This window comes from Pseudomonas sp. Irchel 3F3, assembly GCF_900187545.1.
GTDB classification, from domain to species: Bacteria; Pseudomonadota; Gammaproteobacteria; order Pseudomonadales; family Pseudomonadaceae; genus Aquipseudomonas; species Aquipseudomonas fortuita.
This window is the reverse complement of the sequence record NZ_FYDS01000007.1, coordinates 458,659-484,076: the sequence shown is the minus strand read 5'-3', so window position 1 is coordinate 484,076 and position 25,418 is coordinate 458,659. Positions and strand designations below refer to the sequence as shown.

Here is a 25,418-nt window from a genome sequence, read left to right as displayed (position 1 = left end):
ATAAGACCGAACCCTGTTAAGGGTCAAATCCAAACGTTCACCTACAAGAAAGCCCGCTAAAGCGGGCTCTCAAGCTTCAATTGGTACCGAGAAGGGGACTCGAACCCCTACACCCTATGGGCACAACCACCTCAAGGTTGCGTGTCTACCAATTCCACCACCTCGGCAATATTACTACTTGAAACCCGTTACTTCTGCTCTTGAGCCGGAGGAGGTACATCACCAGTGTTATTGGTGGTTTCGCTCTTCTGCTGTTGGAGCACCGGTACATCATCATTAACTGCCGGTTTTTGCGGCTCTTTCACTTCTAGCACTGCTGGATCTGGAAGACCTGCTTGGCTAAGCTGGTGAGCTTGTTGCTTCGCGAAGTATCCTAACCCAAGTGCTGTCAAAAAGAAAGTGGCAGCGAGTATAGCAGTGAATTTACTTAGGAACGTTGCAGACCCTTGGCTCCCGAACACGGTGTTTGAAGCACCCGCGCCGAAAGATGCACCTGCTTCCGCACCCTTACCCTGTTGCAACAGAACCAGCACTACAAGCGACAGCGCTGCCAACAGATGAAAAACAACGATGACTGTTTCCAGCATTTGTTCAGTTTCCTGCGGCGCGACAAATTGCACCGAATTCGTCTGCGTTCAGGGAAGCCCCACCAATGAGACCCCCATCGATATCCGGCATGCCGAACAGTTCGGCCGCATTGGCCGCCTTCACGCTGCCGCCGTAGAGCAACTGCACCTTCGCAGCTACTTCAGCATCTTCTGCCGCCAGCTGGCTGCGGATGGCGGCGTGCACATCCTGGGCCTGCTGTGGCGTGGCCGTGAGGCCGGTGCCGATGGCCCATACAGGCTCATAGGCAATTACTGCATTGGCAAAAGCCTTAACACCGAATGCCTCGATGATACTGCTTAGTTGACGCCCGACAACTTCAAGCGTTTTGCCAGCCTCGCGCTCTTCAAGGGTTTCCCCTATGCAAAGCACTGGCTTCAAACCTTTGGCCTGGGCCGCTGCAAACTTGCGATTGAGCACTTCGTCGGTTTCACCAATGATCTGGCGACGCTCCGAATGGCCAACCAACACCAACTTGCAACCTGCCTCGACCAGCTGCTCCGGAGCAACTTCCCCGGTCAGCGCACCCTGTTCGGGTTGTACAGCAGAATTCTGTGCACCGACAGTAATTTCTTTACCCGCCAGGCCATCGATCACTTGATTGATGAACAGGGCCGATGGAAACACTGCGACTTCCACTTCGCTCGGCAAGGCGAGATTGCTCAAGCCTTCGGTCAGCTCAGCGACGCTAGCGCGGGTACCGTGCATCTTCCAGTTACCAGCTACCATAGGGCGACGCATGCTTTACCTCGTCGGTCAAAGTGGGCGCAGATCTTACCCAACCAGATCTGCGCTGGCAAGCGCCTTCAGGCACAAACTTCGCCGACCAGTTTGGCCAACGCTTCAGCGTGCGTGCGCACCTGGCTTTCGTCTTCGCCTTCGACCATAACCCGCACCAGCGGCTCTGTACCCGACTTGCGCAATAGAACACGGCCGCGCCCCGCCAGGGCCTCGGTCACCTTGGCACTGGCTTCCTTGACTGCCGGGTGCTCCAGCGGGTCGACCTTGCTGGCGCCGAAGCGCACGTTGATCAGTACCTGCGGGCACTTGCGCAGGGCCTGACGGGCCTGTGCCAGGGTTTCGCCACGGCGCTTGAGCGCCATCAGCACCTGCAGCGCGGCAATGATCGCGTCACCGGTGGTGGTGTGGTTGCAGCACACGACGTGCCCGGAGTTTTCACCACCGATCAGCCACTCACGCTCCAGCAGCTCGGCCATGACGTAGCGGTCGCCGACCTTGGCCCGTACGAACGGAATATCCAGGTCCTTCAGCGCAAGCTCCAGGCCCAGGTTGCTCATCAGCGTACCCACCACCCCGCCCTGCAGCTTGCCACGATCGTGCAGGTCGCGGGCAATGATGAACAGCAGCTCGTCACCGTCGACGATGGCGCCAGTATGGTCGACCATCAACACGCGATCGCCGTCACCGTCGAAGGCAATGCCGAGGTCGGCATGGCCAACCAGTACGGCGGCCTGCAGCGATTCGATGTGGGTCGAGCCGCAACCTTCGTTGATGTTCAGGCCGTCTGGCTGCGCATGCAGCACGGTCACATCGGCGCCCAGCTCACGGAACACGCTCGGCGCCACCTTGTAGGTTGCACCGTGGGCGCAATCGACCACCAGCTTGAGGCCGTCGAAGCTGGTGCTGCTAGGCACGCTGCTCTTGCAGAACTCGATGTAGCGGCCGGCAGCATCGTTGATGCGCGACACCTTGCCCAGCTTGCCCGAGTCGACAACCGTCATCGGCTGATCGAGCAGCTCTTCGATCATCAGCTCGACTTCGTCCGGCAGTTTGGTGCCTTGGCCCGAGAAAAACTTGATGCCGTTGTCTTCGTGTGGGTTGTGCGAGGCACTGATGACAATGCCAGCCTGGGCATGGAAGGTGCGAGTCAGGTAGGCGATGGCCGGTGTAGGCATTGGCCCCAGCAGCATGACGTCGGCACCTGCCGCAGCCAGGCCGGCTTCGAGTGCAGACTCGAACATGTAGCCGGAAATACGCGTGTCCTTGCCCACCAACACCCGGCAATGGCCCTGCTTGCGGAACGCCATGCCGGCCGCCCAGCCAAGCTTCAGCATGAACTCAGGCGTGATCGGGAATTCGCCGACGCGGCCACGGATGCCGTCGGTACCGAAGTATTTTCTGCTCATAGGGACTCCAATGTTCTTATTCGGCGTTTTGCACCGCAGCAATCATGCGTACGACATCAACAGTTTCAGCCACATCATGGACTCGAAGGATGCTCGCCCCTTTAGTCATGGCCAACGCCGCCAGCGCAAGGCTGCCGTACAAGCGCTCGCCGACCGGACGTTCCAGCGTCAGGCCGATCATGCTCTTTCGTGATACGCCCACCAGTAGCGGCCGCCCAAGGCGATAGAGCGCTTCCATGTGCTTGAACAGGCTCAGGTTGTGCGCCAGTGTCTTGGCGAAACCAAAGCCCGGGTCAAGGATGATTCTGTTCGCATCGATGCCCGCTGCAGCACAGGCGGCCATCCGCTGCTCAAGATAACGCGTGACGTCAGCGGTCACATCATCGTAGTGCGGGTCGTCCTGCATGTTACCCGGCTCGCCGCGCATGTGCATGAGGCACACCGGCAGGCCGGTATCCGCAGCGGCGTCCAGGGCGCCATCGCGCTCCAGGGCACGTACATCGTTGATCAACCCGGCACCGAGGCGCGCCGATTCACGCATGACGGCAGGCGTCGAGGTATCGACCGAAATGACGACATCGAGGCGACTGTTGATGGCCTCCACCATCGGTGCCACACGCTCCAGCTCCTCGGTCACCGATACCGCTCGCGCGCCGGGACGCGTGGACTCACCGCCGATGTCGATCAGCGTGGCGCCGGCCGCAACCATCGCTTCGGCATGGCGCAGGGCCTCGTCGCGCTGACTGAAGCGCCCGCCATCGGAGAAGGAATCGGGGGTGATATTGAGAATACCCATGACATGGGTACGCGACAAATCAAGAACCCGGTTGCCGCAAGGCAACCGGGTCGGGTACTGCACTGAGCTCATAAACGCCCTTAGTGTTGAGCTGCCGGACCGCCAATTGGCGATTCAGGGCGATCATCCTGGGCAGCAGGGGTGCCCGAATGCTTGTCATCGTCCCAATCACGCGGTTCGCGTGGCGTACGGCCAGCCATGATGTCATCGATCTGATCGGCATCAATGGTCTCATACTTCATCAGCGCTTCAGTCATCGCCTCGAGCTTGTCGCGATTTTCAATCAGCAGCTGCTTGGCGGTGGCGTAGCACTGGTCGATGATGCTGCGCACTTCAGAGTCGATCAGCTTGGCAGTCTCGCCAGAAACACTGGCGTGCTGGCTGCCCGCGCTACGACCCAGGAACACCTCACCCTCTTCTTCTGCATACATCAACGGGCCGAGTTTTTCCGACAAGCCCCACTTGGTCACCATGTTGCGAGCGAGCTGGCTGGCCCGCATGATGTCGTTGGAAGCGCCCGTGGTGACGCCATCGAAGCCCAGGGTCATTTCCTCAGCGATACGGCCACCGTACAGCGAGCAGATCTGGCTGATCAGCGCACGCTTGGACAGGCTGTAGCGGTCTTCTTCCGGCAGGAACATGGTCACGCCCAAGGCGCGACCGCGCGGAATGATCGAAACCTTGTAGACCGGGTCGTGCTCAGGCACCAGGCGACCAACGATGGCATGACCCGCCTCGTGGTACGCAGTGTTCCTCTTTTCTTTCTCGGACATGACCATGGTCTTGCGCTCGGCGCCCATCATGATCTTGTCTTTGGCCAGTTCGAACTCTTTCATTTCGACCAGGCGCTTGTTGGAACGCGCAGCAAACAGCGAGGCCTCGTTGACCAGGTTGGCCAGGTCGGCACCGGAGAAGCCGGGGGTACCACGGGCAATGACCGCCGGGTTGACGTTTTCGCCAATCGGGACCTTGCGCATGTGCACCTTGAGGATCTGTTCGCGACCACGGATGTCTGGCAGGCCTACCACCACCTGACGGTCGAAACGACCAGGGCGCAGCAGCGCCGGGTCGAGTACGTCAGGGCGGTTGGTAGCGGCAATGACGATGATGCCATCGTTCATTTCGAAGCCATCCATCTCTACCAGCAACTGGTTGAGGGTTTGCTCACGCTCGTCGTGACCGCCACCCATGCCGGCGCCACGGTGGCGACCAACGGCGTCGATCTCGTCAATGAAAATGATGCACGGGGCGTGCTTCTTGGCCTGCTCGAACATGTCGCGCACGCGGCTGGCACCGACACCGACGAACATTTCAACGAAGTCCGAACCGGAAATGGTGAAGAACGGTACTTTCGCCTCGCCCGCAATGGCCTTTGCCAGCAGGGTCTTACCGGTACCGGGCGGGCCGACCATCAGCACGCCGCGGGGGATACGACCGCCCAGGCGCTGGAACTTGCCCGGATCGCGCAGGAACTCGACCAGCTCGCCCACTTCTTCCTTGGCTTCGTCGCAACCTGCAACGTCGGCCAATGTGGTCTTGACCTGGTCTTCGGACAGCAGGCGCGCCTTGCTCTTGCCGAAGCTCATCGGCCCGCCCTTGCCACCCGCGCCGCCTTGCATCTGGCGCATGAAGAACATGAACACCGCGATGATCACCAGGATCGGGAAGCTGGCGACCAGCAACTGCGTCCAGATGCTTTGCTGTTCTGGCTGCTTGCCTTCGACAACCACGTGGTTGTCAACCAGGTCACCGATCAGGCCATTGTCGGTAATGGCCGGGCGCACGGTCTTGAAGCTGTCGCCGTCGGCGCGCTTGCCGGTAATGATGTAGCCGTCGACGGTCACACGCTCGACCTTGCCATCCTTGACCTGCTGGATAAAGTCGGAATAGTTGAGGGTCTGCGGCTCGTTAGGGCTGGAGAAGTTGTTCATCACTGTCACCAGGACAGCTGCGATGATCAACCACAGGATCAGATTCTTTGCCATGTCGTTCAATTCGCTACCCTCTGAGGCCGGCGCACGACGCAGCCGTGCCTCGCATGATATTCATCGCCCTAACTTACTACATTACCTACGCAGCCGCAGGCACCGTCTGTAACCCTTTGTGAAAGCTAGACTACACGAAGTTCGGACGATCCTGACGCAGTGGCCGATTGGAATTAACTATCGGCCACCCCGCTTCACACCTTTCATGCCCCTTTGAAGCCCCTGCCCAACAGGTATTGCTCACGGGAACGGTCCCGCGACGACGATGGCTTGCGCATCTGCACCTTGTCGAACTTGCTACGCACGTCCTTCAGGTACACGTCAAAACCTTCGCCCTGGAAAATCTTGATCAGGAAATCGCCGCCAGGCTTGAGTACGCGGGTTGCCAGATCGAGCGCCAACTCGCAGAGGAACATGGCCCGTGGAATATCTACCGCGGGCGTACCACTCATATTGGGGGCCATGTCGGAAATCACAAGGTCCACGTGCGAATCGCCGACCGCTTCGAGAATGCGCTGCAGCACTTCGTCATGGGTGAAGTCACCCTGAATGAAGGTCACATCCGCGATCGAGTCCATTTCCAGAATGTCGGAAGCAATCAGGCGCCCCTGGCCACCAATCAGACGACTGGTCACCTGCGACCAGCCACCAGGCGCCGCGCCGAGGTCGATAACACTCATGCCCGGGCGGATCAGCCGGTCCTTTTCCTGAATCTCCAGCAGTTTGTAGCTCGCACGCGAGCGGTAGCCATCCTTCTGCGCCTGTTTGACGAAAGGGTCGTTAAAATGCTCTCGCAGCCAGTTTGCGCTGCTTTTGGAACGTTGTACCACGGGGCACCTCGATGATATGCGTCGTGATTGACTGGGCGGAGCCGGTGGCCCTCGGGTAAAATGCCCGTCAATTTTACAGAATCAGACGGAAAGGGTCAGATTATGCCGCTCAATAACGAGCAGAAGAAGCAATACAAGTCCATTGGTCATGACCTGAAGCCGGTCCTGATCGTTGCCGGGAACGGTCTGAATGAAGGCGTAGTCGCCGAACTGGAGCGTGCGCTGGTCGACCATGAGCTGATCAAAGTCGAGATTCGTTCGGAAGACCGCGAAGAACGTGCAGCAACTATTGCCGAGCTGTGCAAGGCCGGCCGTGCCGAGCTGGTGCAGACCATCGGCAAAAAAGCGCTGATTTACCGCAAGAACCCACAGCCGAACAAGCAGCTGTCCAATATCCACCGCTACAAGTAACGGTGGCTCCGGTCAGTGGCGCGATGAGCGCGCCCTGACCGGCACCGGCTGGGCCACCAGCACGATGCCGGAAAAGCCCAGGACCAGGAAGCAGAACATCTGCCAGCGCTCACCCACGGAAATACCGTAGCGCAAGGTGTAATACCCCACGCAGGCACCGAAGCCGAGCAACAGCATCTGGCCACGGAACTGCCGCCACCAGGCCGCCAGGCCGTCCACCCTTGCCAGCACTGCCAGCTGGGTCAACAAGCCAAGCAACGCCACGCCGATCAACCAGCGGTCGATCTGCCCGGCGATATCCTGCACCAGCAGCGGGGCCAGGCCACTGACCTTGAGCGCAGGCACCAGCCCCACATGGAACACCCATAAGCCACCGACCCAGAAAACCTGGGCCAGTTGCCAGAGGATCCCCTCGAGGGATGGCGCCCGCAGGCGCCGGTCAGATGTGCTTGACTTCGACAATCTCGTACTCGACCGTGCCGCTAGGCGTCTTGACGACGACAGTATCACCTTCTTCCTTGCCGATGATGGCACGGGCAATCGGCGCACCGCTCGAGAGCTTGCCCTGTTTCACGTCGGCTTCATCCTCGCCGACGATCTGGTAGGTCACTTCTTCATCGGTTTCAGTGTTGGCCAGTACCACGGTGGTACCGAAAATCACCTTGCCGGTGTGGGGGATCGTGGTCACGTCGATTACGACCGAGTTCTGCAAACGGCCTTCGATATCGCGGATACGCGCCTCGACCATGCCCTGTTCTTCACGGGCGGCATGGTATTCGGCGTTTTCCTTGAGGTCGCCCAGTTCGCGTGCCTCACCAATCGCCTGGCTCAGGCGCGGGCGTTCGGTCTTGCTCAGGAACAGGTGCTCCTCTTCCAGGGCGCGAGCGCCCTGGACGGTCATCGGGTACTTGGTAATGCTCATGCTTTCAGTCCTGCATGCAGATCTTGCAGGCGACGAACGGTCTTTTCCGGACCAAATTTCAGCGCCTCGCAGATGGCTTCACCGGCCGCAATGGTAGTGGTGCAGTAAATCTTGTGCTGCAGCGCATTGCGACGAATCGAGTAGGAATCGGCAATCGACTGGCGGCCTTCGGTGGTGTTGATGATCAGCGACACTTCGTCGTTCTTGATCATGTCGACCACGTGCGGGCGGCCTTCGGTCACCTTGTTCACACGGCGCACTTTCAGGCCTGCCGCTTCGATCACCTTGGCAGTGCCAGCAGTTGCAACCACTTCGAAGCCCAGGGCGATCAGGTCGCGGGCAACGCCAGCCACTTGCGGCTTGTCGTCGTCACGCACGCTGATGAACGCGGTACCACCGGTCGGCAGCACTTCGCTGGCACCCATCTGGGCTTTGGCGAACGCTTCACCGAAGGTGTCACCGACACCCATGACTTCACCGGTCGATTTCATCTCAGGGCCGAGGATCGGGTCAACCCCTGGGAACTTGGCGAACGGGAAGACGGCTTCCTTGACGCTGTAGAAGTTCGGGATGATTTCCTGGGTAAAGCCCAGCTCTTTCAAGGTTTTGCCGGCCATTACGCGGGCGGCGATCATGGCCAGGGAAGTGCCGATGCACTTGGACACGAACGGCACGGTACGCGAGGCGCGCGGGTTGACTTCGATCACGTAGATCTTGTCGCCCTGCAGGGCCAGCTGCACGTTCATCAGGCCGACAACGCCGAGCTCCAGGGCCATTTTGGCAACCTGTACGCGGACTTCGTCCTGCACTTCCTTGCTCAGCGAGTAAGGTGGCAGCGAGCACGCCGAGTCACCGGAGTGAACGCCGGCCTGCTCAATGTGCTGCATGATGGCGCCGATCACCACGTCGGTGCCGTCGCACACCGCATCCACGTCCATCTCGATGGCGCAGTTGAGGAAGTGGTCGAGCAGTACCGGGCTGTCGTTGGACACTTGCACGGCTTCACGCAGGTAGCGCTTGAGCTCGTCCAGTTCGTAGACGATCTCCATGGCGCGGCCGCCCAGTACGTACGACGGGCGCACCACCAGCGGGTAACCGATGCTGCCAGCAGCGCGGATAGCTTCTTCTTCGCTGCGCACGGTGGCGTTTGGCGGCTGCAGCAGGTTCAGGCGCTGAACCATCTGCTGGAAGCGCTCACGGTCTTCGGCGCGGTCGATGGCGTCCGGGCTGGTACCGATGATCGGTACGCCGGCTTCTTCCAGGGCGCGGGCCAGTTTCAGCGGGGTCTGGCCGCCGTAATGGACGATCACGCCTTTTGGCTTCTCGACGCGGCACACTTCCAGCACGTCTTCCAGCGTCAGCGGCTCGAAGTACAGGCGGTCAGAAGTGTCGTAGTCGGTGGAGACGGTTTCCGGGTTGCAGTTGACCATGATGGTCTCGTAACCGTCGTCACGCAGCGCCAGGGCGGCGTGTACGCAGCAGTAGTCGAACTCGATGCCTTGGCCGATACGGTTCGGGCCGCCACCCAGGATCATGATCTTGTCGCGAGTCGACGGGTTGGCCTCGCACTCTTCCTCGTAGGTGGAGTACAGGTAGGCAGTGTCGGTGGCGAACTCGGCAGCGCAGGTGTCGACGCGCTTGTACACCGGGAACACTTCGAGCTTGTGACGGTGACGGCGCAGGTTCTTGTCGGTGATACCCAGCAGCACAGCCAGGCGCTGGTCCGAGAAACCTTTGCGCTTGAGGCGCAGCATCAGGCTCTTGTCGATCGACGACAGGGCCAGGGTCTTGACCTTCTCTTCTTCCTTGATCAGATCTTCCATCTGCACCAGGAACCACATGTCGATGCCGGTCAGGGCAAAGATCTCTTCGCAGGTCATGCCCGAACGCATGGCGTCAGCCACGTACCAGATACGCTCGGCGCCCGGCACGGTCAGCTCGCGCTTGAGGATGCCGGCAGCTTCCGGGCTGGCCAGGTCGACTTTCGGGTCCAGGCCACAGGCACCCACTTCCAGGCCACGCAGGGCTTTTTGCAGGGACTCCTGGAAGGTACGGCCGATGGCCATGACCTCACCCACGGATTTCATCTGGGTGGTCAGGCGGGCGTCGGCTTTCGGGAATTTCTCGAAGGCAAAGCGCGGCAGCTTGGTGACGACGTAGTCGATCGACGGCTCGAAGGAAGCCGGGGTGCGGCCGCCGGTGATGTCGTTCTGCAGTTCGTCGAGGGTGTAACCGATGGCCAGCTTGGCGGCGATCTTGGCGATCGGGAAGCCGGTAGCCTTCGAAGCCAGGGCGGACGAACGCGATACCCGCGGGTTCATCTCGATGACGACCATGCGGCCGGTGTTCGGGCAGATACCGAACTGCACGTTGGAACCGCCGGTTTCAACACCGATTTCACGCAGCACCGCCAGCGAGGCGTTGCGCATGATCTGGTATTCCTTGTCCGTCAGGGTCTGCGCGGGAGCAACGGTGATCGAGTCACCGGTGTGCACGCCCATCGGGTCAAAGTTTTCGATCGAGCAAACGATGATGCAGTTGTCCTTTTTGTCGCGGACCACTTCCATCTCGTACTCTTTCCAGCCGATCAGCGATTCGTCGATCAGCAGCTCTTTGGTCGGCGACAGGTCCAGACCGCGGGTGCAGATTTCTTCGAATTCTTCACGGTTGTAAGCGATACCACCGCCAGTGCCACCCATGGTGAACGACGGGCGAATGATGCACGGGAAGCCAAGCTTCTCGAGGACCGCATAGGCCTCTTCCATGCTGTGGGCGATACCGGAGCGGGGGCACTCCAGGCCGATGTCCTTCATCGCCTTGTCGAAGCGCGAGCGGTCTTCAGCCTTGTCGATGGTGTCGGCGTTGGCACCGATCATCTCTACGCCGAACTTCTCCAGAACGCCGTGGCGCTCCAGGTCCAGCGCGCAGTTCAGTGCGGTCTGGCCGCCCATGGTCGGCAAGACGGCGTCCGGGCGTTCTTTCTCGATGATCTTGGCCACCGATTGCCACTTGATCGGCTCAATGTAGGTGGCGTCGGCCATGGCCGGGTCGGTCATGATGGTGGCTGGGTTGGAGTTCACCAGGATGACGCGGAAACCTTCCTCGCGCAGGGCCTTGCAGGCCTGGGCGCCGGAGTAGTCGAATTCACAGGCCTGGCCGATCACGATCGGGCCGGCACCGAGAATCAGGATGCTTTTGATGTCTGTACGTTTTGGCATGGTGGTCACTCAAATCCGGGGTCAGTCGGCAAGCCGCTTTGAACAATCTGGGTCAGGCGCTTCCGGGCGCGGCGCGAGCCGGCCCGGGGCCTTGAAGCAGGATGCTCAGCGGCGCTTGGCCATGGCATCGGTGAAACGATCGAACAGTGGCGCGACGTCGGTCGGGCCAGGGCTCGCTTCAGGGTGGCCCTGGAAGCTGAACGCGCTCTTGTCGGTGCGCTCGATACCCTGCAGGGTGCCGTCGAACAGCGACTTGTGGATGGCGCGAACGTTGCCCGGCAGGGTGGCTTCGTCAACAGCAAAACCGTGGTTCTGGCTGGTGATCATGACCACGCCGGTATCCAGGTCCTGGACCGGGTGGTTGGCGCCGTGGTGACCGTGGCCCATTTTCACGGTCTTGGCACCGGACGCCAGGGCCAGCAGTTGGTGGCCGAGGCAAATGCCGAATACCGGAATCTCGGTTTCGAGAATTTCCTTGATCGCCTGAATGGCATAGTCGCACGGCTCGGGGTCACCAGGGCCGTTGGACAGGAACACACCGTCCGGGTTGAGTGCCAGCACTTCGCTGGCCGGGGTCTGGGCCGGCACCACAGTCACGCGGCAGCCACGGGCAACCAGCATGCGCAGGATGTTCAGCTTGACGCCGTAGTCGAAGGCGACCACGTGGTACGGCAGGTCGGCAGCTTCGATGGTCGGGTGGCTGTCGGTTTTCAGCTCCCACACACTGGAGCGCCACTCGTAACGCTCCTTGGTGGAAACGACCTTGGCCAGGTCCATGCCCTTCAGGCCAGGGAAGCCACGGGCGGCGGCGATGGCTGCCTCTTCGCTGATGTTGTCACCGGCGAGGATGCAACCGTTCTGAGCGCCTTTTTCACGCAGGATACGGGTCAGGCGACGGGTGTCGATGCCGGCGATGGCAACAACGTTGTTGGCCTTGAGGTACTCAGGCAGCGACTGGGTGTTGCGCCAGTTGCTGGCCAGCAGCGGCAGGTCACGGATGACCAGGCCAGCGGACCAGACGCGGTTCGACTCGGCATCTTCCGGCGTAGTGCCGGTGTTGCCGATGTGCGGATAGGTCAGGGTAACGATTTGCTGCGCGTAGGAAGGGTCTGTAAGGATTTCCTGGTAGCCGGTCATAGCGGTGTTGAACACCACCTCACCAACGGTCTGACCGTCGGCACCGATGGCTTCACCGCGAAAAATACTGCCGTCGGCAAGGGCGAGTATGGCTGGCTTTGTCAAGAAGACCTCCCGTAAATCAAGCATGAAAGGGCGATCGCAGGTTGCAAAAAAGCGGAGTGACGTATGGACACGTCACCCCGCTTTCATGTGCTGAATTCAATTCGCTGCGCGCTTTTAGTGGACACACTAAAGCTGTAGCTTACAGAAAAGTGCGTTTTCGGTCTACCGCATATGTGTCTCTAAAACACATCAATGCGACAGACTGACATCGGCGGGGGCTTCTTCGCGGGCTCGCCCGCTCCCACAGGAACACCACAGACCCCAAGACCTGCGCAATGCCTGTGGGAGCGGGCAAGCCCGCGAAGAAGCCAACACCACTCGAACGGCTTAGCGCAGCTCGAGCACATCCTGCATGTCGTACAGGCCAGGCGCGCGCCCATCCAGCCACAGCGCCGCACGCACGGCGCCCTTGGCGAAGGTCATGCGACTGGAAGCCTTGTGGGTAATTTCCAGGCGCTCGCCTTCGGCAGCGAACAGCACGGTGTGGTCACCCACCACATCACCAGCCCGCACAGTCGCGAAACCGATGGTCTTGCGATCACGCGCGCCAGTCTGCCCCTCACGGCCATACACGGCCACTTCCTGCAGGTCTCGGCCCAGCGCATTGGCAACGACCTCACCCATGCGCAGCGCAGTGCCCGAAGGTGCATCGACCTTGTGCCGGTGGTGCGCCTCGATGATCTCGATGTCGACATCATCGCCCAGCACCCGCGCTGCCATGTCCAGCAGCTTCAGGCTAAGGTTTACACCCACGCTGAAGTTGGCGGCGAACACGATTGGAATGTCCTTGCCGGCCTCGGCCAACAGCTGCTTCTCTTCAGCTGTAAAACCGGTGGTGCCAATGATCATCGCCTTGCCGTGCTTGCGGCAAAACGCCAGGTTTTTCAGGGTGACCGAGGGGTGAGTGAAGTCGATGAGCACATCGAATTCATCGGCGACCTTGGCCAGATCATCGGACAACAGCACGCCAATCCGGCCAAGTGCCGCCAGCTCACCGGCGTCGGCCCCGACCAGCGAACTATCAGGACGATCGATCGCCGCCGTCAACCCGGCACCCGGGGTTTGCTGCACGGCTTCGATAAGGGTCTTGCCCATCCGCCCTGCCGCACCCATCACTGCAATACGTCGCATAGCCTGTTCCTTGTCAGAGATCGCCGAAGAAGCGCTTCACGCCATCGAACCAGCCACTGGCCTTGGGCGAGTGGGAGCTGTCGCCTTCCAGCGAGTCACGCAGCTCTTCGAGCAGCTCGCGCTGACGGCGGCTGAGGTTGACCGGGGTTTCCACCGCCACCCGGCACAGCAGGTCACCGGCACCACCACCGCGGACTGGCGCCACGCCCTTGCCACGCAGGCGGAACTGCTTGCCCGTTTGAGTACCTTCCGGAATTTTCAGTTTCACGCGGCCATCGAGGGTGGGCACTTCCAGCTCGCCACCCAGGGCGGCATCGGTGAAGCTGATTGGCACTTCGCAGTACAAGTGCTTGCCATCGCGCTGGAAGATCTCGTGCTCACGCACACTGATCACCACGTACAGGTCGCCAGTCGGGCCACCATGGGCCCCAGCCTCGCCCTCGCCCGACAGGCGGATGCGGTCACCGGTATCGACACCTGCCGGCACCTTGACCGACAGCGTCTTGTATTCCTCGACACGGCCCTCGCCGTGGCACGAGGCGCACGGGTCGGTAATGATCTTGCCTTGGCCATGGCAGCGCGGGCAGGTCTGCTGCACCGAGAAGAAGCCTTGCTGCATGCGCACCTGGCCGATGCCACCACAAGTGGGGCAGGTGGACGGGGTCGAACCCTTCTTGGCGCCAGAACCATCGCAAGGCTGGCAGTTGACCAAGGTAGGCACACGGATGCTGACCGTGGTGCCACGCACCGCTTCTTCCAGGTTCAGCTCCAGGGTGTAGCGCAGGTCGCTGCCGCGCTGGGCACCGCCACGGCCGCCACCGCGACCGCCACCGAAGAAGTCGCTGAACACATCACCGAAGATATCGGAGAAGTTGGCGCCACCGAAGCCGGCACCACCACCGCCCATGCTTGGGTCGACACCTGCGTGGCCATACTGGTCGAACGCCGCGCGCTTGCTGGCATCAGACAGCACTTCGTAGGCCTCGTTGGCCTCCTTGAACTTGTCTTCAGACTCTTTGTCACCCGGGTTGCGGTCCGGGTGGTACTTCATCGCCAAACGGCGGTAAGCCTTTTTGAGGTCAGACTCACTGGCGCCGCGCTCGACGCCCAGAACCTCATAATAATCACGCTTGGACATAGGTCATTTGCACCTTGTTGGGCGTCTGGCATCTGCGCCGCGCCATCAGCACCTGCCTGCGCCTCCAAAGGTGGCTGACAGATGCTGTAAAAATTCTCGAATTCCAGATACGCCAACGCGGGAGCAAGCCCCCGCGCGGCGACATCCTACCAGCTCACCGCCAAACGGCGGTGAGCTGGCCGACAACATGCAGGGATTACTGCTTGTTGTTGTCTTTCACTTCTTCGAACTCGGCGTCAACCACGTCATCGTGCTTGGCTTCCGGCTCGGCCTGCTGCGCGCCACCCTGAGGCTGTTCAGCCGACTGCTCGGCGTACATTTTCTGGGCAACCGGGGCAGAGACCTTGGACAGCTCCTCGACCTTGGCATCGATGGCAGCCTTGTCGTCGCCTTTGACGGCGGCTTCCAGGGCAACCACAGCCGCTTCGATGGCAGTTTTCTCTTCAGCGGTGACCTTGTCACCCGCGTCAGCGACCATCTTGCGGGTCGAGTGAACCAGTGCATCACCCTGGTTACGGGCAGCGGCCAGCTCTTCGAACTTGCGGTCTTCCTCGGCGTTGGCCTCGGCGTCACGCACCATGCGCTCGATCTCTTCGTCCGACAGGCCGGAGTTGGCCTTGATCACGATCGACTGAGTCTTGCCGGTAGCCTTGTCTTTCGCGCCTACGTGCAGGATGCCGTTGGCGTCGATGTCGAAGGTTACTTCGATTTGTGGAACGCCACGCGGTGCTGGCGGAATGTCAGCCAGGTCGAACTTGCCCAGCGACTTGTTCTGCGCAGCCTGCTTACGCTCGCCTTGCAGTACGTGAATGGTCACGGCGCCCTGGTTGTCATCGGCAGTGGAGAACACCTGCGACTTCTTGGTCGGGATGGTGGTGTTCTTCTCGATCAGCGCAGTCATCACGCCGCCCATGGTTTCGATACCCAGAGTCAGCGGGCTGACGTCCAGCAGCAGTACGTCTTTCACGTCACCGGCCAGAACAGCACCCTGGATAGCAGCGCCCATGGCAACGGCTTCGTCCGGGTTGACGTCCTTGCGGGCTTCTTTACCGAAGAAGTCGGCTACTTCTTTCTGCACCAGCGGCATACGGGTCTGACCGCCGACCAGGATCACGTCGTCGATCTTGCTGGCGTCGATGCCGGCGTCTTTCAGGGCGATGCGGCAAGGCTCGATGGTACGCTTGACCAGGTCTTCGACCAGCGACTCCAGCTTGGCGCGGGAGATCTTCACGTTCAGGTGCTTAGGACCGGTGGCATCTGCAGTGATGTACGGCAGGTTGACGTCGGTCGACTGAGCGGACGACAGTTCGATCTTGGCTTTTTCTGCGGCTTCTTTCAGGCGCTGCAGGGCCAGAGGATCGTTCTTCAGGTCCATGCCCGACTCTTTCTTGAACTCGTCGACAAGGTAGTCGATCAGGCGCATGTCGAAGTCTTCGCCACCCAGGAAGGTGTCGCCGTTGGTAGCCAGTACTTCGAACTGGTGCTCACCGTCGACTTCGGCGATTTCGATGACCGAAACGTCGAAGGTACCACCACCCAGGTCATAAACGATGACGGTGTGGTCGCCCTTGGCCTTGTCCATGCCGTACGCCAGTGCAGCGGCGGTCGGCTCGTTGATGATGCGCTTTACGTCCAGGCCAGCGATACGACCGGCGTCTTTGGTAGCCTGACGCTGGCTGTCGTTGAAGTAGGCCGGAACGGTGATGACCGCTTCGGTCACTGGCTCGCCGAGGTAGTCTTCGGCGGTCTTCTTCATTTTCTTCAGGACTTCGGCGCTGATTTGCGGCGGAGCCATTTCCTTGCCAGCCGCTTCGACCCAGGCGTCACCGTTGTTCGCCTTGACGATCTTGTACGGCACCAGCTTGATGTCTTTTTGCACGACATCTTCTTCGAAGCGGCGGCCAATCAGGCGCTTCACTGCGAACAGGGTGTTGTGCGGGTTGGTCACAGCCTGACGCTTGGCCGACTGACCTACCAGGATTTCGCCATCGTTGGCGTAGGCCACGATCGAAGGGGTAGTACGCGCACCTTCGGCGTTTTCGATGACCTTGACGTTACCGTTTTCCAGAATGGAGACGCACGAGTTGGTGGTCCCCAGGTCGATACCGATGATTTTACCCATGTTAACTCTCCCGAAACTTGAATTTGGTAGCAGCGACTACTTTGGCCAACTGCGGTAATACTTGAAGGCTTGACACCTAGATGGGGATGCCCCGATGGATTTCAAGCCTTTTCATTGATCGAGGGTTGCGCCGCGCTCGGCGCCTTGCTGACCACCACCATGGCGGGGCGCAGCAGGCGGCCGTTCAGCAGGTAACCCTTCTGGAACACATTCAGCACGCTGTTTGGCTCGACTTCGCCGTTTTCCTGCATGGCCATGGCCTGGTGGTGCTCAGGGTTGAACGGCTGGCCGTGCGGGTCGACCGCTTCGAGGTTGTAGCGCTTGAGGGTGTCCTGGAACATCTTCAGGGTCAGCTCGACGCCTTCGCGGATCTGCTTGACGTGCTCGTCCTCGGCGCTGGAGTGGGCCAGGGCCAGCTCCAGGCTGTCGATCACCGGCAGCAGGTCGCTGGAGAACTTCTCCAGGGCAAACTTGTGGGCTTTCTCCACATCCTGCTCGGCACGACGGCGCACGTTCTGCACGTCGGCAACGGCGCGCAGCGCCTGGTCCTTGGCTGCGGCCAGCTGTTCCTCGAGCTCCAGAACACGGGTGTCAGCTGCAGTGCCTGCACCGGTTTCTTCCACGTTAAGGTCTTTCTCGTTCAGCTGTTCATCAGCCATGGGGTCTCTCCTGCGCAATTTTGTGGACTGCGAGCCAGGCTCGCCTGTGATGTCGGCTATATGGGGCCGGAAAAACCAGCTTCAAGGGGGCAAGGTGCTTTTCCCCACTGCAACAGATTCTGTGAAGGGCATTGGCAGGCCCGAAAAAAGTACTGTATAAATAACCAGACCTGACTTTCGGGAGCCGCCCCCATGCTGGTGCACCTGTCCATTCACAACTACGCCATCGTCGAGCACCTCGACCTCGAAATTGCCCGCGGCATGTCCGTCATCACGGGTGAGACCGGCGCTGGCAAATCGATCATGCTCGACGCCCTCGGCCTGGCCCTGGGCGATCGGGCCGACAGTGGCGTGGTGCGCCCTGGCACCGACAAGGCGGACATCCTCGCCACCTTCGACCTGGTAGACATCCCCGAGGCCCACGCCTGGCTGGCCGAACGCGACCTGGACAACGACGGCCTGTGCATCCTGCGCCGGGTAATCACCGCTGAAGGCCGCAGCCGCGGCTACATCAATGGCACGCCGTGCCCGCTGGGCGACCTCAAGGCGCTGGGCGAGCTGCTGATCGATATCCACAGCCAGCACGAGCACCAATCGCTGCTCAAGACCGACACCCACCGCCGCCTGCTCGACGAGTACGCCGGCGCCGTCGACCTGGCCCGCCAGGTGCACCTGGCCGCCAAGCGCTGGAACCAGACCCGCCTGGAGCTGGAGCGGCTGTCCAATTCGGGTGACGAGCAGCGTGCCCGCCATCAACTGCTCAGCTACCAGCTGGAAGAGCTGGACAACCTTGGCCTGGGTGAGCACGAACTGGAGCAACTGGAACAGGAACACAAGAACCTGACCAGCGCCGAAGCCCTGTTCGGCATTTGCCGCCAGGTGATCGACCAGTGCAGTGAAAGCGATTCGGGCAACGTGCTCAGCGCCCTCACCTCCAGCCTGAACCGCCTGGGTGCCGCTACCCACTCGCCCAAGGCACTCAGCGAAGCAGCCAACCTGATCGCCAGCGCACAGATTCAGGTCGAGGAAGCCGTGGGCGAACTCAATCGCTTCCTCGACAATTTCGACGCCGACCCGATGCGCTTGCAAGCACTGGAAGAGCGCCTGGACACCATTTATACGCTGGCACGCAAACACCGCGTGCACCCCACTGAACTGCCTCACCTGCAACAACAGTTGATGGAAGAGATCGAAGGCCTGAACGCCAGTGATGAGTCGATCGAGCGCCTAGGCGAAGAACTGGCCGCTTTCGCACACCACTATAAAGAGCGGGCTCGCGAGCTCAGCGCCCTGCGCCAGCAAGCCGCGCAGCAACTGGCGGGCGCCGTCGAGCAGGAAATCCAGCGCCTGGGCATGCCCGGCGGGCGTTTCCGTATCGAGCTCACTCCCACCGAGGGCGCAGACCTGTCACCGCATGGCCTGGAGCAGATCGAACTGCTGGTCAGCGCCAACCCCGGCCAACCGCTCAAGGGCCTGGCAAAGGTGGCCTCAGGTGGCGAACTGTCGCGTATCAGCCTGGCGATCCAGGTGATTACCGCGCAGACATCACGCATACCTACCCTGGTGTTCGACGAAGTCGACGTGGGCATCGGCGGCCCTACGGCCGAAATTGTCGGCCAGTTGTTGCGCCGCCTGGGCGAGCGCGGCCAGGTACTGACCGTGACCCACTTGCCACAGGTCGCCGCGCAAGGGCATCACCACCTGTTTGTGCACAAGGTGCGCAACAGCGACACCACCCACACCGCCGTGGCCAGCCTGGGCAAGCGTGAGCGGGTCGAGGAAGTGGCGCGAATGCTGGGCGGCATTGACCTGACCAAGGAATCCCTGGCGCATGCGCGCAAGATGGTGGTTTCTGGCAAGGCTTGATGCTACCTGTACTGGCCCTATCGCCGGCAAGCAAATTAATCTGCCCGAAGCAGAAAGCACAAAGGCGACCCGAAGGTCGCCTTTGTCATTCATAACGATAAAAATCGTTACTTCTTCTTACGCACATACAGGACCAGATTGTGGTCCACCAGCTCAAAGCCATGCTCGGCTACGATTTCGCGCTGGCGCTTCTCGATTTCGGCATCCATGAACTCGATGACTTCACTGGTATCCACGTTCACCATATGGTCGTGGTGACCGCCATCGGCCAGCTCGAACACTGCATGGCCGCCGTCGAAGTTGTGGCGAACCACCAGCCCCGCCGCTTCGAACTGGGTCAGTACGCGATAGACGGTGGCCAGGCCTACGTCCTCGCCTGCTTCCATCAGTGCCTTGTAAACATCCTCGGCACTCATGTGACGCTGCTCGGTGGAATCGAGCATCTGAAGGATCTTGACTCGAGGCAGGGTCACCTTGAGACCGGCTTTGCGCAATTCGCTATTTTCAACCATGGTCAGCTTTCTCGCCGATGCTGCTTCGCAGCTTCTCTTAATACGGGTATGATCGGGGTTTACGTTGTCCAGCCAAGATAGTGGAAGTCGCCCACCGATGCAAAACACCAAGCTCTTGCTAACCAGCCTCACCCTAGTGGGACTGCTCGCACTCGCCGGTTGCTCGTTTCCCGGGGTTTACAAAATCGACATCCAGCAGGGCAATGTCGTCACGCAGGACATGATAGACCAATTACGCCCGGGAATGACCCGCCGGCAAGTAAGGTTTATCATGGGCAACCCGCTGATTCAGGACACCTTCCACACCAACCGTTGGGATTACCTGTACAGCCTGCAGCCGGGTGGTGGTAAACGCCAGCAAGAGCGCATGAGCATCTTCTTCAACGAAAGCGACCAACTGGTCAGCTTGTCGGGCGACTTCATGCCAGGCGTCAGCCGCGACCAGGAAATCCTCGGTGGCAGCAGCGACACCACCGTCAGCCCGGCCACCGAGCCAGGCCAGACCGAACAGCCAGCAGCGCAGCCTGAAGAAAAACCAGCCAAGCCTGGTTCGACTGAAGAGGCCATTCAGCGCGAAATCGACACCATCGAGGCCACCCCGGTCCCGACCCCGGCACCGCTGGAAACCCGTTAACCGGGAACAGCAGATGCAAAAAAGCCCGGACCTGGTCCGGGCTTTTTGTTTGCAGCTTATGCGTCAGCCATTCAATTGCTTGGCACGCTGGCAGAACGCATCGACCAGTGTGTTGGCCGCCTGATTGAACAGCGGGCCCAACGTGGCGCGCACAATCGGCCCGGCATAATCGAAGGACAGGTCCAGGCTGATCTTGCAGGCCTTTTCGCCCAACGGCTTGAACACCCATACGCCATGCAGCTGCGTGAACGGCCCCTCTTCAAGGTTCATCTCGATCGACTGCCCCGGCACCAGCACATTACGCGTGACGAAGTACTGGCTCATGCCGCCCTTGGCCACCTCCAGCTTGGCATGCATGTGCGTATCACTGGCATCGATCACCGTCGAGGCCGAGCACCACGGCAGAAACTCTGGGTAGCTGGCCACATCGTTGACCAGATCGTAGAGCGCCTGGGCGGGGTATGGCAGCAGGGCGGAGCGTTGAATATGGGTAGTCATCCAGGCGTCACTTCCAAGGCTGGGTGGCTTCGCTTCGCAGCGTGCCGAAAACAGGTTCTGTGCGTATGACAGGGTTTGTATTGTCCGGTATTCATTCCGGTGGCTCAAGCACACCGAAATCCCATAGCGAACGACGCGCGGCTTTGCCTATAATGCCGCCCCTATGGCTAAGCAAAAAAAACATCCGACCGGGACCATCGCGCAGAATAAAAAAGCGCGACACGATTACTTCATCGAACACAAGTTCGAGGCCGGGCTGGTCCTGTCCGGCTGGGAAGTAAAAAGCCTGCGAGCTGGCAAGGCGCACCTCGTTGACAGTTACGTGCTGCTCAAGGACGGTGAGGCCTGGCTGTTCGGCAGCCACATCACCCCGCTGACCACTGCCAGCACCCACGTCATCGCCGACCCCATCCGCACCCGCAAGCTGCTGCTGAACAAGCGTGAGCTCGAGCGGCTGGAAGCGGCTGTAGCGCAAAAAGGCTACACCTGCGTGGCGTTGTCGCTGTACTGGAGCAAGCACCTGATCAAGTGCGAAATCGCACTGGGCAAGGGCAAGAAGGAATTCGACAAGCGCGACACCGTGCGCGAACGCGATTCCAACCGCGAGCTGCAGCGGGTTGTGCGGAACAAGGGCAAGGAAGACTAATCGGTCTTTAGCCTGTTCCGGCCTCTTCGCGGGGCAAGCCCGCTCCCATATGGCCTTCACAGCCTTTAAACGCTGTGGGGGGCCTGTGGGAGCGGGCTTGCCCCGCGAAGAGGCCAGCACTGCTTATACAAACCTCAGCGCCCGCTGCGCCGTTCCGCGCGCGCCACGCGCTGCGCCTCTTCATGCGCTTCTTCCAGCACCTCCTGCACATACAGAATGTGCCGGCTGGACACTTCCCGCGCATCTTCCGCCCTGCCCTCGACAATCGCCAGGTACAGCTCCCGGTGCTGACTGATCAGCATGTCCCGGGTTTCGGTGCGCTGCTGATACATGCCGCCAATGTTGGTCACCACGTTACGCTTGAGCAGGTCGAACAAGCCCCGAATGGTGTGCAGCAAGACCGCGTTATGGCTGGCCTCGGCAATCGCCAGGTGAAAGCGTGCATCCGCCGCGCCCTCCTCCGCCCGGGTCACTTCATCGACCCGGGTGTAGCAGTCTTGCAACGCATCGAAGGCCGCCTTCAAACGCGCCCGGTCTGGGTCGGTGGCGCGCTGGGCGGCGTAGTAGGCGCACGACGCCTCCAGGGTATGGCGAAATTCGAGCAGGTCGCGCTGCGCCTCGGCACTGTGCTCAAGCAACTGCAGCAGTGGGTCGCTGAAGGTAGAGCCCAGTGATTCGGCAACAAAATTGCCCCCGCCCTGGCGGCTGACCAGCAGCCCTTTGGCCACCAGCTTCTGGATCGCCTCACGCAGTGACGGGCGGGACACGCCGAACTGCTCGGCAAGGGCGCGTTCGGCCGGCAGCCGCTGCCCCGAGGTCAGCGTGCCTTCCAGAATCATCCCTTCCAACCGATCGACGATGTCGTCGGACAGGCGCCGTTGGCGGACCTGATCAAAAACCATCACATGCTCTCCACAAACCCCCGGCAAATTTCAGGGGCGCCTATTCTCACCGATCCAGGCCGCGCAAACACCCATCAAGCCGCGATTTTGCCAGCGCATCAGGCGCCCGCTCATCGGCACGCGACCAAAGTTTTGCACAGGACAAATTGACACACCCACGACAGCGCTTTTAACCTAGCGACCAGCCATTGTAAATTGGTCTTACCAATTATCCAATGCCAGTGCTGACCAACAACAATTAGGGGCCACCCCATATGCAAACCTGGCAACAACTCTATAGCCCGCTTGGTAGTCTTGGCCTGTCCGCACTGGCGGCAGTCATCCCTATCGTGTTCTTCTTCCTTGCCCTCGCCGTGTTCCGCCTGAAAGGCCACGTAGCGGGCAGCATCACCCTTGCCCTGTCGATCCTGGTGGCGATCTTCGCCTTCCAGATGCCTGTCGACATGGCCCTGGCTGCTGCGGGTTATGGCTTCCTCTACGGCCTTTGGCCGATTGCCTGGATCATCGTTGCCGCGGTGTTCCTGTACAAACTCACGGTCAAGAGCGGCCAGTTCGAAGTGATCCGCAGCTCGGTGCTGTCGATTACCGACGACCAGCGCTTGCAAGTGCTGCTGATCGGCTTCTGCTTCGGTGCCTTCCTGGAAGGCGCGGCGGGCTTCGGCGCCCCTGTGGCAATCACTGCCGCACTGCTGGTGGGCCTGGGCTTCAACCCGTTGTACGCCGCCGGCCTGTGCCTGATCGCCAACACCGCCCCCGTGGCCTTCGGCGCCCTGGGCATCCCGATCATCGTGGCCGGCCAGGTCACCGGCATCGACGCCTTCCACATCGGCGCCATGACTGGCCGCCAGCTGCCGCTGCTGTCGCTGTTCGTGCCGTTCTGGCTGGTGTTCATGATGGACGGCCTACGTGGCGTGAAAGAAACCTGGCCTGCCGCCCTGGTCGCCGGCCTGAGCTTCGCCGTCACCCAGTACTTCACCTCGAACTTCATCGGCCCTGAACTGCCCGACATCACCTCGGCGCTGGCCAGCCTGATCTGCCTCACCCTGTTCCTGAAAGTCTGGCAGCCAAAGCGTTCGTTCAGCGAAGCCAAAGGCAGCGTCGGCGCAGCCGTTGTGCAGCCAAGCGGCAGCCAGCCTAGCCCTTACAGCTTTGGCGAAATCTTCAAGGCCTGGTCGCCGTTCCTGATCCTGACCGTACTGGTCACCATCTGGACCCTGAGGCCGTTCAAGGCAGCGTTCGCCCCGGGCGGCGCGATGTACAACTTCGTGTTCAACTTCGCCATCCCGCACCTCGACCAACTGGTGATCAAGACCGCACCGATCGTCGCCGCGCCCACTGCCATGCCAGCGGTGTTCAAGCTCGACCCGATCTCTGCCACCGGCACCGCGATCTTCCTCTCGGCGCTGATCTCCATGGCGGTGCTGAAGATCAACTTCAAAACTGGTCTGACCACTTTCAAAGAAACGTTCTGGGAGCTGCGCTGGCCCATCCTGTCGATCGGCATGGTGCTGGCCTTCGCCTTCGTCACCAACTACTCGGGCATGTCCTCGACCATGGCCCTGGTACTGGCGGGCACTGGCGCCGCGTTCCCGTTCTTCTCGCCGTTCCTTGGCTGGCTGGGCGTGTTCCTGACCGGCTCGGACACCTCGTCCAACGCCCTGTTCAGTTCGCTGCAGGCCACCACCGCACACCAGATCGGCGTCAACGACACCTTGCTGGTAGCGGCCAACACCAGCGGCGGCGTGACCGGCAAGATGATCTCGCCCCAGTCCATTGCCGTGGCCTGCGCCGCCACCGGCCTGGTGGGCAAGGAGTCCGACCTGTTCCGCTTCACCGTCAAGCACAGCCTGTTCTTTGCCACCATCGTGGGCCTGATCACCTTGGTGCAGGCTTACTGGCTGACCGGCATGCTGGTTCATCACTAAAGTGAAAGGGGCCGGGCGCCATCGCGCGCCCGGCACTCCCCACAAGCAACGCTGCGAGAATCCATGATCATTTCTGCCTCTACCGACTATCGCGCCGCGGCCCAACGCAAGCTGCCTCCTTTCCTGTTCCACTACGCCGACGGCGGCGCCTACGCCGAGCACACCCTGCGCCACAACGTGTCGGACCTGGCCGGTATTGCCCTGCGCCAACGCGTGCTGAACAACATGTCCGAGCTCAGCCTGGAAACCAAGCTGTTCGACGAAACCCTGAGCATGCCGGTGGCCCTGGCCCCGGTCGGCCTCACCGGCATGTACGCCCGCCGGGGCGAAGTGCAGGCGGCGCGTGCAGCGGCCGCCCACGGCATCCCGTTCACGATGTCGACCGTGTCGGTGTGCCCGATCGAAGAAGTGGCCCCGGCCATCGACCGGCCGATGTGGTTCCAGCTGTACGTGCTGAAGGACCGCGGCTTCATGCGCAACGCCCTGGAGCGGGCCAAGGCCGCCGGTGTCAAAACCCTGGTGTTCACCGTCGACATGCCCGTACCCGGCGCCCGCTACCGCGATGCCCACTCGGGCATGAGCGGCCGCAACGGCCCGCTGCGCCGCGTGCTGCAAGCCATGACCCACCCCGAGTGGGCGTGGGATGTGGGGGTGATGGGCCGCCCGCACGACCTGGGCAACATCTCCAAGTACCGCGGCAACCCCACCGGCCTGGCCGACTATATCGGCTGGCTGGGTAACAACTTCGACCCGTCCATCTCCTGGAAAGACCTGGAGTGGATCCGCGAGTACTGGGACGGCCCAATGATCATCAAGGGCATTCTGGATGCCGATGACGCCCGCGATGCGGTCAAGTTCGGCGCCGACGGCATCGTGGTGTCCAACCACGGCGGCCGCCAGCTCGATGGCGTGCTGTCCAGCGCCCGCGCCCTGCCGGCCATTGCCGACGCCGTCAAAGGCGACCTGAAGATTCTGGCCGACTCCGGCATCCGCAGTGGCCTCGACGTGGTGCGCATGATCGCCCTGGGCGCCGACACCGTACTGATCGGCCGCGCCTTCCTCTACGCCCTTGCCGTGCATGGCCAGGCCGGGGTGAAGAACCTGCTTGAGCTGTTCGAGAAGGAAATGCGCGTGGCCATGGTGCTGACCGGCGCCAAGTCGATCAGCGAGATCACCCGTGACTCGCTGGTACGCGAACTGGGCGCCTGACCGCCTGCAAGAAACACCG

At 61.0% G+C, this 25,418-nt stretch carries 23 protein-coding genes and 1 tRNA gene; 6 read left to right on the top strand and 18 right to left on the bottom strand.

What is annotated here, in order from left to right; all coding sequences use genetic code 11:
• Window positions 1–81 precede the first annotated feature (81 nt).
• The 7 genes from CKW35_RS18330 to rlmE form a co-directional block, all read right to left on the bottom strand.
• Window positions 82–167, bottom strand: a tRNA-Leu gene (locus CKW35_RS18330).
• A gap of 21 nt (window positions 168–188) precedes the next feature.
• A complete protein-coding gene (secG, locus tag CKW35_RS18325) occupies window positions 189–587 on the bottom strand; it encodes a preprotein translocase subunit SecG (RefSeq protein WP_016489169.1) in 399 nt (132 codons plus the stop codon).
• Between the two features lie 4 nt (window positions 588–591).
• Window positions 592–1,347, bottom strand: a complete 756-nt coding sequence (gene tpiA / locus CKW35_RS18320; protein WP_016489170.1) for a triose-phosphate isomerase — start codon at window positions 1,345–1,347, stop codon at window positions 592–594.
• A gap of 65 nt (window positions 1,348–1,412) precedes the next feature.
• Window positions 1,413–2,753, bottom strand: a complete 1,341-nt coding sequence (glmM, locus tag CKW35_RS18315) for a phosphoglucosamine mutase (protein ID WP_095116547.1) — start codon at window positions 2,751–2,753, stop codon at window positions 1,413–1,415.
• A 16-nt stretch (window positions 2,754–2,769) separates the two neighbouring features.
• Window positions 2,770–3,621 carry a dihydropteroate synthase gene (gene folP / locus CKW35_RS18310; protein WP_016489172.1) on the bottom strand — a complete coding sequence of 284 codons (852 nt, stop codon included), beginning with the start codon at window positions 3,619–3,621 and terminating at the stop codon, window positions 2,770–2,772.
• Window positions 3,622–3,629: 8 nt separating this feature from the next.
• On the bottom strand, window positions 3,630–5,534 hold the full coding sequence (ftsH, locus tag CKW35_RS18305; RefSeq protein WP_016489173.1) for an ATP-dependent zinc metalloprotease FtsH: 1,905 nt from the start codon (window positions 5,532–5,534) through the stop codon (window positions 3,630–3,632).
• Between the two features lie 203 nt (window positions 5,535–5,737).
• Window positions 5,738–6,364 (bottom strand): 23S rRNA (uridine(2552)-2'-O)-methyltransferase RlmE, encoded by a 627-nt coding sequence (rlmE, locus tag CKW35_RS18300; protein ID WP_012274251.1) that lies wholly within the window; start codon window positions 6,362–6,364, stop codon window positions 5,738–5,740.
• A gap of 102 nt (window positions 6,365–6,466) precedes the next feature.
• On the opposite strand from rlmE, the gene CKW35_RS18295 reads away from it, so the two are divergent.
• Complete coding sequence (locus tag CKW35_RS18295) at window positions 6,467–6,775, top strand: YhbY family RNA-binding protein (protein WP_016489174.1); 309 nt, start codon at window positions 6,467–6,469, stop codon at window positions 6,773–6,775.
• 12 nt (window positions 6,776–6,787) lie between these two features.
• Here the strand turns inward: CKW35_RS18295 and CKW35_RS18290 are convergent, their stop codons facing one another.
• The 8 genes from CKW35_RS18290 to grpE all read right to left on the bottom strand — a co-directional run bounded on the left by CKW35_RS18290 (window position 6,788) and on the right by grpE (window position 17,207).
• Complete coding sequence (locus CKW35_RS18290) at window positions 6,788–7,237, bottom strand: hypothetical protein (protein WP_019470448.1); 450 nt, start codon at window positions 7,235–7,237, stop codon at window positions 6,788–6,790.
• A complete protein-coding gene (gene greA / locus CKW35_RS18285) occupies window positions 7,215–7,691 on the bottom strand; it encodes a transcription elongation factor GreA (RefSeq protein ID WP_024717413.1) in 477 nt (158 codons plus the stop codon). Before greA ends, CKW35_RS18290 begins: the two co-directional genes overlap by 23 nt.
• A 2-nt stretch (window positions 7,692–7,693) precedes the next feature.
• Complete coding sequence (gene carB / locus CKW35_RS18280; RefSeq protein WP_016489176.1) at window positions 7,694–10,915, bottom strand: carbamoyl-phosphate synthase large subunit; 3,222 nt, start codon at window positions 10,913–10,915, stop codon at window positions 7,694–7,696.
• A 105-nt stretch (window positions 10,916–11,020) separates the two neighbouring features.
• Window positions 11,021–12,157, bottom strand: coding sequence for a glutamine-hydrolyzing carbamoyl-phosphate synthase small subunit (gene carA / locus CKW35_RS18275; RefSeq protein ID WP_016391781.1), 1,137 nt, complete (start codon window positions 12,155–12,157; stop codon window positions 11,021–11,023).
• 327 nt (window positions 12,158–12,484) lie between these two features.
• Window positions 12,485–13,288 carry a 4-hydroxy-tetrahydrodipicolinate reductase gene (dapB, locus tag CKW35_RS18270; RefSeq protein ID WP_016489177.1) on the bottom strand — a complete coding sequence of 268 codons (804 nt, stop codon included), beginning with the start codon at window positions 13,286–13,288 and terminating at the stop codon, window positions 12,485–12,487.
• A gap of 13 nt (window positions 13,289–13,301) precedes the next feature.
• Window positions 13,302–14,426 carry a molecular chaperone DnaJ gene (gene dnaJ / locus CKW35_RS18265; RefSeq protein ID WP_016489178.1) on the bottom strand — a complete coding sequence of 375 codons (1,125 nt, stop codon included), beginning with the start codon at window positions 14,424–14,426 and terminating at the stop codon, window positions 13,302–13,304.
• Window positions 14,427–14,622: 196 nt separating this feature from the next.
• The gene (gene dnaK / locus CKW35_RS18260; protein ID WP_003249929.1) at window positions 14,623–16,548 is read right to left on the bottom strand and encodes a molecular chaperone DnaK; all 1,926 of its coding nucleotides are present in this window, start codon (window positions 16,546–16,548) and stop codon (window positions 14,623–14,625) included.
• A 101-nt stretch (window positions 16,549–16,649) separates the two neighbouring features.
• Window positions 16,650–17,207 carry a nucleotide exchange factor GrpE gene (grpE, locus tag CKW35_RS18255; RefSeq protein WP_016489179.1) on the bottom strand — a complete coding sequence of 186 codons (558 nt, stop codon included), beginning with the start codon at window positions 17,205–17,207 and terminating at the stop codon, window positions 16,650–16,652.
• Between the two features lie 192 nt (window positions 17,208–17,399).
• Here grpE and recN point away from each other — a divergent pair, with 192 nt between their 5' ends.
• Window positions 17,400–19,073: a DNA repair protein RecN gene (gene recN / locus CKW35_RS18250; protein ID WP_016489180.1), complete on the top strand. Its 1,674-nt coding sequence runs from the start codon at window positions 17,400–17,402 to the stop codon at window positions 19,071–19,073.
• Between the two features lie 107 nt (window positions 19,074–19,180).
• Here the strand turns inward: recN and fur are convergent, their stop codons facing one another.
• Window positions 19,181–19,585: a ferric iron uptake transcriptional regulator gene (gene fur / locus CKW35_RS18245; RefSeq protein ID WP_003249922.1), complete on the bottom strand. Its 405-nt coding sequence runs from the start codon at window positions 19,583–19,585 to the stop codon at window positions 19,181–19,183.
• A gap of 97 nt (window positions 19,586–19,682) precedes the next feature.
• Here fur and CKW35_RS18240 point away from each other — a divergent pair, with 97 nt between their 5' ends.
• Complete coding sequence (locus tag CKW35_RS18240) at window positions 19,683–20,219, top strand: outer membrane protein assembly factor BamE (RefSeq protein ID WP_095116546.1); 537 nt, start codon at window positions 19,683–19,685, stop codon at window positions 20,217–20,219.
• A 63-nt stretch (window positions 20,220–20,282) separates the two neighbouring features.
• Here CKW35_RS18240 and CKW35_RS18235 read toward each other — a convergent pair whose 3' ends face one another.
• Window positions 20,283–20,717 (bottom strand): type II toxin-antitoxin system RatA family toxin, encoded by a 435-nt coding sequence (locus CKW35_RS18235; RefSeq protein ID WP_016489182.1) that lies wholly within the window; start codon window positions 20,715–20,717, stop codon window positions 20,283–20,285.
• 163 nt (window positions 20,718–20,880) lie between these two features.
• On the opposite strand from CKW35_RS18235, the gene smpB reads away from it, so the two are divergent.
• Window positions 20,881–21,363: an SsrA-binding protein SmpB gene (smpB, locus tag CKW35_RS18230; RefSeq protein WP_016489183.1), complete on the top strand. Its 483-nt coding sequence runs from the start codon at window positions 20,881–20,883 to the stop codon at window positions 21,361–21,363.
• A 134-nt stretch (window positions 21,364–21,497) separates the two neighbouring features.
• On the opposite strand, the gene CKW35_RS18225 is transcribed toward smpB, so the two are convergent.
• Complete coding sequence (locus tag CKW35_RS18225) at window positions 21,498–22,265, bottom strand: FCD domain-containing protein (RefSeq protein ID WP_016489184.1); 768 nt, start codon at window positions 22,263–22,265, stop codon at window positions 21,498–21,500.
• A 254-nt stretch (window positions 22,266–22,519) separates the two neighbouring features.
• Between CKW35_RS18225 and CKW35_RS18220 the strand changes: the two genes are divergently transcribed.
• Window positions 22,520–24,190, top strand: coding sequence for a lactate permease LctP family transporter (locus tag CKW35_RS18220; protein ID WP_095116544.1), 1,671 nt, complete (start codon window positions 22,520–22,522; stop codon window positions 24,188–24,190).
• A 63-nt stretch (window positions 24,191–24,253) separates the two neighbouring features.
• Window positions 24,254–25,399 carry an FMN-dependent L-lactate dehydrogenase LldD gene (lldD, locus tag CKW35_RS18215; protein WP_019470436.1) on the top strand — a complete coding sequence of 382 codons (1,146 nt, stop codon included), beginning with the start codon at window positions 24,254–24,256 and terminating at the stop codon, window positions 25,397–25,399.
• Window positions 25,400–25,418 lie beyond the last annotated feature (19 nt).